Below are 9941 nucleotides of genomic sequence, written 5' to 3'. Positions count from 1 at the left end.
ATGGGTCCTGGCTTTCGCCAGGACGACCTTGAGGGCTACTCCTTCGCCACCACCGGCACTTGGCGGAATCTTGCGCGCACCGAATCCGGCAGCGGGGAGAAATTCATCGCGACACCGCGGCGGTCGTTGGCATTGCGGCTGGCGACCACCAGGCCGTCGGCGCCCGCGACGATGTCACCCTTGCGCAAGGTGGGATCGTCGTCGACCTTGACCTGAGCGAGCCCGACCGGATCCTTGCCGTTGCAGGTGCAGCCTGAGACAATCTCATTGCGATAGCGGAACGCGTTAGGCAGGTCGGAATAGGATTTCCCCTTCTCCGTCGTCGCGTCGTCGATGTTGCCGCCATAGACCAGCGACGTCTCCGAGGCCGGGCAGAAGCTCTTGCAGGATTGCGCCTTGCTCTCGGAATCGTTTCCCTGCGCCGGGAAGTAACGTCCGTCGCAGCCGCGCACGCAATAGGCCGTGCCGCCGCCATAGGACGCCCGTTGACGCGGCGCGTCGTAGCGTGGCGTGTCATCGGTCTGGAACGGCATGCGAATCTCGGGCGCCGGTCGCCCGCGGAAGCCGCCGAACAGCGCCGAGAAAAAGTCCTCCGCATGGGCCGATGGCGTCAGCGCGAGGCCGACGGAGGCAACGGCGACGAACGCCACCGCGCCACCGGCGAGTTTGCCGATCGAACGTCTCTTCATGTGACCTCACACGATCCTTAGTTCACGGCCGAATTCGAAACGTTCAGCGCCTGCCGGCCCGAGGGCAGCGCCGTCACGGCCGGGCGCTTGCGCACGGAATCGCTACCTTTCGCCATCAGCGGCGCGTTCTTCGGCAGCACAACGACCTTGGCGCCGACATTGACGCGGCCGAACAGGTCGGTGACGTCCTCATTGGTCATGCGGATGCAGCCGGACGAGACGAACTTGCCGATCGTGGTGGGATCGTTGGTGCCATGGATGCGGTATTCGCTCGACCCGAGATACATCGCACGCGCGCCGAGCGGATTGCCGGGGCCGCCAGCGACGAAGCGAGGCAGATAAGGTTGTCGCGCAATCATCTCAGCCGGCGGATGCCAGTCCGGCCATTCCGCCTTGCGGCTGACGCTCTGCACGCCCGACCAGGTAAAACCCTCGCGCCCGACGCCGACGCCATAACGGATGGCGCGGCCCTGGCCGAGCACGTAATAGAGATAAGTATTGTTGGTATCGATGACGATGGTACCGGCCGGCTCGCTGCGGTCGAAGCTGACAATCTGCCTGCGCAGGCGATCGGGCAGCGCGGCATCCTCGTCGGCGGCCTGCGCGTTCGGGCTTGCATAGCCCTGATTCGCATAGCCTTGGTTCGCATAGCCTTGGTTTGCATACCCTTGGCTCGCATAACCCTGCGAATAGCCCTGGTCCTGCGGGTAGGGCTGATGCGGATAGGTGTAGCCCAGCGTCTGTGCGCTCGCGGCGCCGAACGGCACTGCCAGCAAAGCGGTTGCGAACGCGAATGCGGTGATGCGGCGCGGCGATATGCGGCGTCGGACTGCAGAGAACTTCGTCATGTGCTGCCCCGTTGGATGCCTGCATCAGGGTGATGCGCTGGTTCGATCAACGCGGCCGAGCCGATACAAGTTCCGCTGCGGGATGCAGCAGCAACGTCACAGTCAAGCGAGCACCTCTTCACGAAGCCGCGATGGAACCCGCAGGGCGCTTGGACGTTCTCCCGTGATCACAGGCGCGAGGACCGAAGACTCCGTGCCGGAGAGGTATTGTGCGCGTCCTTCCCAGTGAACGTATAATTCCCGGCAACGGCGAAGGCACTCCGCTTCCCGAGAGCCACGGCGAACTCCCCCCGGTGATCCGCCGCACAGAGCTCGTCGCCTTCTCGCTCGCCGGGCTGCTCCTCATCGCAATCGTCGCGGTACTCTATGTCGGTAAGGCGTTCTTCCTGCCTGTCGTGATGGCGTTCGTCACCGGCACGATGCTCTCGCCGGCAGCGACCTTTCTGGAGAACCGGAAAGTGCCGCGCGGGCTTGCCGCCGTCTTGATCGTGTTCGCGGTGACCGCCGTGGTCGGCTTCATCGTCGCGCTGATCGCCTCGCCGGCGATGGAATGGAGCTCGCGCCTGCCCGAACTCGGCACCCAGCTGAAAGACAAGGTCCACGTGTTCGACCGGCCGCTGGCGCTGTGGCGAGAGCTGCAGACGATGCTCGGCGGCTCGGAGGGATTGCCGAGCTTCCAGATGCCGAAATTCGATTGGGTGCAGCCGACGATCGAATTCCTGTCACCGACCTTTACCGAATTCCTGCTGTTCTTCGTCACGCTGATCCTGTTCATCGCCAGCTGGCGGGACCTGCGACGGGCGATGATCATGACCTTCAGCGATCATGAGGCACGGCTGCGCACGCTTCGCATCCTCAACGAGATCGAGGTCCATCTCGGCAACTATCTCTTGACCGTGACCCTCATCAATGTCGGCGTCGGCGTCGCCGCCGGCATCGTCTGCGCGCTCACCGGAATGCCCAATCCGGCTGGCCTCGGCGCGCTCGCGGCCACCCTCAATTTCATTCCGATCATCGGACCGGTGGCCATGTTCGCCATTCTGGTCGTGGTGGGACTGGTCACCTTCCCGACCGTCAGCGGCGGCCTGATGGCGGCGCTCGCCTTTGGCGGCATCACCTTCCTGGAGGGACATTTCGTCACGCCGACCATCATCGGCCGGCGGCTGGCGCTCAATGCGCTCGCGGTGCTGCTGGCGCTGGCGTTCTGGACCTGGCTGTGGGGCCCGATGGGCGCGTTCCTGTCGTCGCCGCTGCTGATCGTCGCCCTGATCCTGAAGGAGCATCTGTTGCCGCAGGATTCGCCGCAGCTCCCGCAGGACTGACCGGTTTCCGTGAACGGAACTTACCCGACGACGAAACGTTTCCCGGCTGTCTCAACCGTCAACAGCTCGGAGCCCCCGATGTCCACCACCAATGCCGAAGCCGGGATGAGAGACTGGACCGACAAAGCCACCCGAGAACGCCTTGAGAAGGATGTAGCAGCCGTGAAAAGCGATATCGCCGCCCTCACCGATCAGATCACCGACGCGCTCAATACTTTTGCCAACTCCTCCGGCAAGCAGGCCCGCCGCGGCTATCGCCAAGCGCGCGAAAACGTGGATTCCGCGATCGACGACATGTCGGAGCGCGGCAGCGCGATGATGGGCGCGGCACAGGAGGCCTACGGCTCGATCGAGGAGACGCTGGAGGACGCGATCAGCCAGCGGCCGCTCGCGACCGTCGGGCTCGCGCTCGGCATCGGCTTTCTGATCGGCGCGGCCTGGCGCCGCTGAGGTCGCGAATGGGTATCGAGACGGTGGCGCAGCGGCGCCGCCGGCGCCGGCTTGTGGGGATCTGAGGAGCAAGACTATGTTTCAGCGCATCATCGACGGGATCAGCGCATCCACCGGCAGCGCTGTGCGGCTGACCTCGTTGGCGGCAGGCGCGGCGTTCGCGCTCTTCATCACCACCTGCTTCCTGTGCGCAGCGGCGTTCATCTCGGTGCTCGAGAAATATGGTCCGGTGCAGGCCTGCCTTGCCGGTGCAGGCGTTTTCTTTCTCCTGACCCTGACCGCGGCGGTGAGCTATTGGGTCTACAAGCGGCAGCTGCGCAAGCAAGCTTATATCGCGGCCGAGCGCGCCACGAAGTCGGCGGCCTCGAGCATGCTCGCGGACCCCATGCTGCTCGCCACCGGACTCCAGATCGTTCGCGCCATCGGGATCAAGCGGCTGTTGCCGATCCTGGCGATCGGCGGTGTCGCCCTCGGAATCATGGCGAGCCGCGCCGGCGTACCCGACGAGGCCTCGGCCGAACCTGCCGAGTAGCAGCTACGGCGGGTTAGAAAATTTCGTCAGAAGTCCCGCGAACGCATCTATCGAATCGGCACCAGTGGCCCCGCGCCGATTTTGCGCCGTTGCCTGCGCCATCACGCAAACGCTACTCGGATAGGCAGGCGGTTGCCGGTAAAAGCAGCGCCCCTGATTCCAAAAAGCCATTTTTTCGATGAAACCGTCCGTCCAGGCGAACCTCGCCGCATTCCATCACGACCCTCGTCTCTATTTGACGCTCGGCATCGCCAACTGGTCGGTTTTCGTCGACCACATCCCGAACAACGTCGTCAATTTGCTGACGCTGCGCAACTTCGGCTTCAGCGGCGCCGCAGACTTGTTCGTGTTCGTGGTGGGCTATGGCGTCGCGATCATTCACGGCAGAATCGCACTGGAGCGCGGCTACGTGGTCGCGGCGACGCGCATCTTTCGCCGCGTCTGGCGGCTGTATGCCGCTTATGTCGTGCTGTTCGTGATCTATATCGACACCATCGCCTATGTCGCCTCGCAATCGAAGGCGCCCGAGATCATCCACGAATACAACATATCGGGAATTCTCGAGCACCCGCTGCGCATCCTGGTGCGTGGCCTCGTGCTCCAGGAGGAGCCGCTGAATCTCGACCTGTTACAGCTGATGATCCCGCTGATGGCCTTCTTTCCGTTCGCGCTGTGGGGCCTGTTGCGGCGTCCGAACCTGATGCTTGCGGCATCGGTCGCGCTGTACGTTGCGGCGCGCTGGTTCGACTGGAATTTCCGGGTCTATCCGGACCAGGAGTGGACCTTCAACCCGTTCTGCTGGCAGATGCTGATGGTGCTGGGCGGCTGGTTCGCCGTGACCGGTGCGTCGGGCCGCGCGCTGCATGGCCTGTCCTGGCTGCGCGTGCTTGCGGGCGCCTATCTCGTATTCGCAATGGCGATCACGCTGATGCGCCACTCGCCGGCGCTTGCCGCCTACTTGCCGAACATCGTGCTCGACAATATCACGCCGACCGACAAGGAAAACCTCGCACCCTATCGCGTGGTCCACTTCCTCGCGCTCGCTTTCCTCGCGACATATCTCGTCCCGGCCGATCATCCCGCCCTGCAATGGAGACCGTTACGGGCGGTCATCAGATGCGGCGAGGAATGGCTCGCGGTGTTCTGCGTCGGCGTGTTCCTGTCCCTCGCCGGCCATCTCGTCCTGATCACCGGCGCCAATCTGGTGGTGATGCAGATCGCCGTGAGTCTGGCCGGCTTCGCGGCGATGGCCGCGGTCGCATATTACATCGGCTGGTCGAAGCGGCAGGACCTGCCCGCGGCCTTGCGGCAGCAGACCTAACTCGACACCTTCCGATTCCGCTAGGCCGGCCGTCACGGCTGGGCTATGCGGAGCGGCAGCGGATTGCGCGAGGAGGCCGGCGTGGTGATGGCGAATGGCGGGAGTGAGGGAGCCGACAGCGCGCCCCGGCGCGGCCGGCCGAGGTCGATCGAGACCACCAACGCCATTCTCCAAAGCGCCTATGCGCTGATGGCCACCACCGGCCTTGCCGCCACCACCATCGACGCAATCGCGCGCCACTCCAGCGTCTCCAAGATGACGATCTACAAATGGTGGCCGTCCCGCGAAGCCTTGCTGATCGACGCCTTCCTTCACCATGCCGCGCAGATGCTACCGCTGCCGCCTGCAAGCTCGGGCAGCCCCGCCGCGCGCGCACGCCGCCATGCCGCGGCCTACGCCGAAGCGCTCCAGGGCGAGTTCGGCAAGGTCCAGCTCGCCGTCATCTCCGAATGCATCTCCAAGACCGGCTCGGCGGAGCTGTTCTACGCCCGCTACCTGCAATTCCGCCGCGACGCACTGATCGAGATGATCGCCGCAGGCCAGAACGACGGCAGCATTCTGGCGGAAGCGCCGCCCCAGGATCTCTACGACGCGATTTATGGCAGCCTGTTCTACCGCTACGTCTTCGGCATCGCGCCGATCACGCCGGCCTACGCGCGGACTCTGGTTGACCTCGTGCTGCGCCCGAAGAGTTAGGGCGTTTTCCGCGCCGGCCGGATCGGTGCTGACAGCTTGTCGGTGCGGTCGCGCTCGGTCATGTCCTCGACCGTCTCCATCGGCGCGGTCAGCTCGTAGACATAGGAAACGTCGGTGAAATAGCGCTTGGCGGTGCCGCCGAGCGCCTCGGGCGCGACGCGGTCGAGCAGGATCAGGCCGAAATCGGAATCGGGGCGGCGCGTCGCTTCGCTGGTGTTGAACTCCTCCCAGCGGAAATAGAAGACCTCGCCGGCCCCCTCGTTCGTCACCGTCCAATTGGCCGTGATGTGCGGATGCTTGCCGACCAGCGACAGGCCCTCGTCGGAGTGCGAGGCGAGCTCGAAGAACAGCAGCGACAGGCTCTGCGCTGCACGCGCGCTGACTGCGATATCAGGACCGGTGACGGCGATTCGGTCGGCATGCGGGATGGCGCGCGCCTCGAACAGGCCCTTCAGCTTGACCCCCTGCCACTGGCTCTCGCTGAGCAGTGAGACGACGTTGGACATGGCGTGGATGCGGCCGATCAGGAGCTCGCGCGCGACATCGATGTCCGAGCCATGGCGCAGCGTGCGGGTCACGATCGACTGGATCACTGCCAGGATGTTTTTGACCCGGTGGTTGAGCTCGTCGATGACAGCAGTCAACCGGCGCTCGAAGCCGATTCTGACCTGGATTTCCCGGCTGAGCCGCAAATTGTTGTAGGCGACATAGCCGAACAGGCCGCACACCATCGCGGTGATCGCAAAGCCGATCGCCGCCACGATGATCGCAGTCTGCTCGGCGCGGCGCGCCGAATTGGTCTTGGCGTAATAGCCGAGCTGCCAGTCGCGCCCCCCAAAGCTCACCGTGCGCGTCGCCGACGGCGCCGGCCCATCGGCCGCCGTCGTTCGGGCCGAGACGACGCCTTGATCGTTGGCGACGAGTTCGCCACCCTCCCGGCGCGGATCCTTCAGTGCGACTGCGAACAACGACATGTCGTCGTTGGTCAGCATCAGGGAAGAGAGCTCGTAGGAAAATGTGATGAAGCCCGCCGGCTCCGTCGCGCCCTCGGGGATGACGGGAGCGGCCACAATGATGCCGATCGGCCCGCCGCTGCGCAGGAGGGCAACCGGTTCTGAGGCAACCGATCTCTTCTCCACTCTGGCGCGCGCCAGCATGGCGCTGCGCACCTGATCCTGGTCGTAGCTGCGGCCGGGCAGCCCCTTGGTCTCGTTGCTGCGCGGCTCGAGATCCATCAGCACGTCGATCGGCTGGGTGACACCTGCGGGATCGATCGGCTTGTCGTCATAGGTGCGGATTCGCGGATTGGGGAAGCCGGCGCTCGCGATGGCGGCCTGTGCTGCGGCAAGTTCGTTCGGCTTCAGGAGGGCGACCCAGCCCGCCACCACGAAATCGGTCTTGAAGGCGTAGATGGCCGAGCGCAGCGGCTCGAGCATGTTTGGCTTGAGCACCGACGGCGCCCGGAACAGGCCGGAGGCAACCCGCGCGAGCAGTTCGCGCTCGGTGAGCCGGTCCTGGACGAGGCTCGCATGGACGTCGATCGCGCGCGCCAGCGCGATCCGGTCCAGCGCCAGCTCCTGGTCGTGGACGCGATAGGCCGCAAGCCCGGAGAGCAGGGCTCCGAGAAGAGCAATGAAGCCGATGATGAAACCCAGCCGGACCACGCGACTACTCAGGCGAAAGCAGGAGGTCGGCAATAAACACGGAGCATATGGACGCCGCTCGAACGGGCACGTGCCGAAACAGGGTGGACCCCAATGGCCGGGATAATGAAGGAGGAGACATCGGTACGCAACTTGGTCGCCTGAGAAGCTTAAATCGGCCCGCCGCTGGTCCGGCCGGGACGGATTTGCTCCGGGCACCGGAGGTAATCAATTGCCGTGACCGAAATTTGTTCCGTGGACACGGCTCTGCCCATGGCGTTAACGGGGGGAAACGCCTGCGTTAGGTGGTCGCGCCGGTCAGCCGGCCCGTTTCAAGCCGCCTTTGGCCTCAATGAAGCCGATGATGCGGTCCAGCCCCTGGCTCTTCTTCAGGTTGGTCATGACGAACGGCCGCTCGCCGCGCATGCGCCTGGCGTCCGTCTCCATCTTTTCCAGGGAGGCGCCGACATGGGGCGCCAGGTCGATCTTGTTGATGACAAGGAGGTCGGACCGGGTGATGCCGGGGCCGCCCTTGGACGGGATCTTGTCGCCGGCCGCCACGTCGATGACGTAAATGGTGAGATCGGCGAGCTCGGGGGAAAAGGTGGCAGCGAGGTTATCGCCGCCGGATTCGATCAGCACGAGATCGAGCCCGGGAAACTTGGCGCGCATATCCGCCACCGCGGCGAGATTCATCGAGGCGTCCTCGCGGATCGCGGTGTGCGGACAGCCGCCGGTCTCGACCCCGGCAATGCGATCCGGCGTCAGCGAACCCGAGCGCACGAGAAATTCCGCATCCCATTTGGTGTAGATGTCGTTGGTGATCGCCGCGATGTCGTAGCGCTCGCGCATGGTCTTGCAGAGCAGGTCCATCAGCGCGGTCTTGCCCGATCCGACCGGACCGCCGATGCCGACGCGCAAGGGACCGTGAGATGTAGGCATTGAGTCTTTCCTATCGTCGTCCTGGCGAAAGCCAGGACCCATTACCACTGAACCCGATTGTCACGGCACGCTGGAGCCGCATCTGTGCATAGCCACGCGCACTCGTGGTTATGGGTCCTGGCTTTCGCCAGGACGACGGCGGAGAGCAACTCACCCTGCTCATGACCGAAACAGCCGCGTATATTGCGTCTCGTGCCGCAGGCTGGCGAGGTCGGCGCGAAACGTCGCGCCGCCGACATCGTCCAACGTCGCATTCAGCGCACGATGTGCCGTCGTGGCAACCGCGGCTTCCAGCTTCACCAGCACGCGCTGGCTGTCGGTCTGGCCGAGCGGGATGAGCCGGCTGGCCGCGGAAATCCAGTTCGAGACCAACGCATGCAGGAAGGCGTGCAGCGTCGGTGCCAGCGGCACGCCGTGCATCGCGGCGACCACGCCAACGGCAACGGGATAGACCAGTGGCGTGCGGCATGCCGCAACCATGGCATCCAGCCCGTCGGCATCCCACGCTGCGCGGGCCATGTCGATGAAGGCACGGCCCTGCGATGTCGTCTCCAGTTGCCGCTCGCGCGACGGCACGAAGGCCGCGGCGAGCTCGGCGATATCGCTCAAGGTGTCGCCCTCGCCCGCTTCAGTGGCGCGATAGGCGTGGACCAGAAAAATCGCATCGCAGAAGCCCGAGCCATCGCGAAGCATCGCGTCGAGCCAGTCCGCCAGCGACGCGACGTCGGTGATGTCGCCGGCCTCGACCGCCCATTCGATGCCGCTGGAGTAGGAAAAGCCGCCGACGGGAAACGCGGGCGACAGCCAGGTCATCAGCCGGTACAGCGCCGCCGCCTCGCGCTCCGCGAGGTCGCGGGCCGCGACCGGCTCATTTGTGGTCATGAGCATGCTTGTGGCCGTGGTGATGATCGGGGTGATCGCAGTGCTCGTCGTGCTGGTGATCGTGACCGTCGCCATGTGCGGCATGATCATGATGGTGATCATGATGGTGATCATGATGATCATCGTGGCCATGATCGTGATGCGCGTGGTCGTCGTGTCCATGCGCATGACCGGCATCGGCATAGGCGCCGCCCTCGGGATCGAACGGCGCCTCGATCTCGATCACGCGCGCACCGAGGCCCTTCACCATGGCTTCGATGACGTGGTCGCGGCGGATGCGCAGGCCCTTGGCCATGATCTGCGTCGGCAGATGGCGATTGCCGAGATGCCAGCCGACGCGAATAAGGTGGTGCGGATCGTGGCCGCGAATCTCGAGCAACGGCTCGGGCGCGGCGACCACCTCGACCAGTCGGCCGTCCTCCAACACCAGTGCATCGCCGCCGCGCAGGGCGACGGCATTCTCCAGGTCGAGCAGGAACTCGAGCCCCCGCGTTCCCGTCATCGCCATCCGGCGGCGGTGTCGATCGTCGAAATCGAGCACGACCGTATCCGCCGGCGCTTCCGCGAAGCGGTGTTGTCCCCTGACCTGCGTCGCCCGGATCATGCGCTTTTACCC

Annotated in this window: 11 protein-coding genes; 5 read left to right on the top strand and 6 right to left on the bottom strand. The window is 64.9% G+C overall.

Features of this window, described 5'->3' with window-relative positions; genetic code table 11:
- Positions 1–35: 35 nt before the first annotated feature.
- The gene (locus tag AC0L3A_RS27550; RefSeq protein ID WP_007599831.1) at positions 36–689 is read right to left on the bottom strand and encodes a DUF2865 domain-containing protein; all 654 of its coding nucleotides are present in this window, start codon (positions 687–689) and stop codon (positions 36–38) included.
- 17 nt (positions 690–706) lie between these two features.
- Positions 707–1537 carry a L,D-transpeptidase gene (locus AC0L3A_RS27545; RefSeq protein WP_007599830.1) on the bottom strand — a complete coding sequence of 277 codons (831 nt, stop codon included), beginning with the start codon at positions 1535–1537 and terminating at the stop codon, positions 707–709.
- A gap of 209 nt (positions 1538–1746) precedes the next feature.
- Between AC0L3A_RS27545 and AC0L3A_RS27540 the strand changes: the two genes are divergently transcribed.
- From AC0L3A_RS27540 to AC0L3A_RS27520, 5 genes are all read left to right on the top strand, one after another.
- Complete coding sequence (locus tag AC0L3A_RS27540; protein WP_007599829.1) at positions 1747–2859, top strand: AI-2E family transporter; 1113 nt, start codon at positions 1747–1749, stop codon at positions 2857–2859.
- A gap of 78 nt (positions 2860–2937) precedes the next feature.
- Positions 2938–3309 carry an ElaB/YgaM/YqjD family protein gene (locus AC0L3A_RS27535; protein ID WP_007599824.1) on the top strand — a complete coding sequence of 124 codons (372 nt, stop codon included), beginning with the start codon at positions 2938–2940 and terminating at the stop codon, positions 3307–3309.
- A gap of 76 nt (positions 3310–3385) precedes the next feature.
- The gene (locus AC0L3A_RS27530; RefSeq protein WP_007599822.1) at positions 3386–3841 is read left to right on the top strand and encodes a hypothetical protein; all 456 of its coding nucleotides are present in this window, start codon (positions 3386–3388) and stop codon (positions 3839–3841) included.
- 178 nt (positions 3842–4019) lie between these two features.
- Positions 4020–5162 carry an OpgC domain-containing protein gene (locus AC0L3A_RS27525; RefSeq protein WP_007599820.1) on the top strand — a complete coding sequence of 381 codons (1143 nt, stop codon included), beginning with the start codon at positions 4020–4022 and terminating at the stop codon, positions 5160–5162.
- Between the two features lie 87 nt (positions 5163–5249).
- Positions 5250–5858 carry a TetR/AcrR family transcriptional regulator gene (locus AC0L3A_RS27520; RefSeq protein WP_198288318.1) on the top strand — a complete coding sequence of 203 codons (609 nt, stop codon included), beginning with the start codon at positions 5250–5252 and terminating at the stop codon, positions 5856–5858.
- Here the strand turns inward: AC0L3A_RS27520 and AC0L3A_RS27515 are convergent.
- The 4 genes from AC0L3A_RS27515 to AC0L3A_RS27500 all read right to left on the bottom strand — a co-directional run bounded on the left by AC0L3A_RS27515 (position 5855) and on the right by AC0L3A_RS27500 (position 9929).
- Positions 5855–7522 (bottom strand): CHASE domain-containing protein, encoded by a 1668-nt coding sequence (locus AC0L3A_RS27515; RefSeq protein ID WP_473255474.1) that lies wholly within the window; start codon positions 7520–7522, stop codon positions 5855–5857. The two genes, AC0L3A_RS27520 and AC0L3A_RS27515, sit on opposite strands and share 4 nt — an antisense overlap.
- A 297-nt stretch (positions 7523–7819) precedes the next feature.
- Positions 7820–8443 carry an urease accessory protein UreG gene (gene ureG / locus AC0L3A_RS27510; protein WP_007599817.1) on the bottom strand — a complete coding sequence of 208 codons (624 nt, stop codon included), beginning with the start codon at positions 8441–8443 and terminating at the stop codon, positions 7820–7822.
- A gap of 159 nt (positions 8444–8602) precedes the next feature.
- Positions 8603–9331 (bottom strand): urease accessory protein UreF, encoded by a 729-nt coding sequence (locus AC0L3A_RS27505; protein ID WP_083869919.1) that lies wholly within the window; start codon positions 9329–9331, stop codon positions 8603–8605.
- Entirely contained in the window at positions 9312–9929 is a 618-nt protein-coding gene (locus AC0L3A_RS27500; protein ID WP_083869916.1) for an urease accessory protein UreE, read from the bottom strand. Before AC0L3A_RS27500 ends, AC0L3A_RS27505 begins: the two co-directional genes overlap by 20 nt.
- Positions 9930–9941 lie beyond the last annotated feature (12 nt).

It is taken from the genome of Bradyrhizobium sp. MI1.3 (assembly GCF_055811695.1).
Note: the sequence above shows the minus strand (reverse complement) of the source record. Positions and strands in the feature narration are given on the sequence as shown.

What these genes read in the sequence shown, in the direction of transcription:
- AC0L3A_RS27500 (WP_083869916.1), bottom strand. Translation starts at nt 9,929, where the DNA reads ATGATCCGGGCGACGCAGGTCAGGGGACAACACCGCTTCGCGGAAGCG.
- AC0L3A_RS27535 (WP_007599824.1), top strand. Translation starts at nt 2,938, where the DNA reads ATGTCCACCACCAATGCCGAAGCCGGGATGAGAGACTGGACCGACAAA.
- AC0L3A_RS27550 (WP_007599831.1), bottom strand. Translation starts at nt 689, where the DNA reads ATGAAGAGACGTTCGATCGGCAAACTCGCCGGTGGCGCGGTGGCGTTC.
- ureG (WP_007599817.1), bottom strand. Translation starts at nt 8,443, where the DNA reads ATGCCTACATCTCACGGTCCCTTGCGCGTCGGCATCGGCGGTCCGGTC.
- AC0L3A_RS27545 (WP_007599830.1), bottom strand. Translation starts at nt 1,537, where the DNA reads ATGACGAAGTTCTCTGCAGTCCGACGCCGCATATCGCCGCGCCGCATC.
- AC0L3A_RS27525 (WP_007599820.1), top strand. Translation starts at nt 4,020, where the DNA reads ATGAAACCGTCCGTCCAGGCGAACCTCGCCGCATTCCATCACGACCCT.
- AC0L3A_RS27520 (WP_198288318.1), top strand. Translation starts at nt 5,250, where the DNA reads ATGGCGAATGGCGGGAGTGAGGGAGCCGACAGCGCGCCCCGGCGCGGC.
- AC0L3A_RS27530 (WP_007599822.1), top strand. Translation starts at nt 3,386, where the DNA reads ATGTTTCAGCGCATCATCGACGGGATCAGCGCATCCACCGGCAGCGCT.
- AC0L3A_RS27505 (WP_083869919.1), bottom strand. Translation starts at nt 9,331, where the DNA reads ATGCTCATGACCACAAATGAGCCGGTCGCGGCCCGCGACCTCGCGGAG.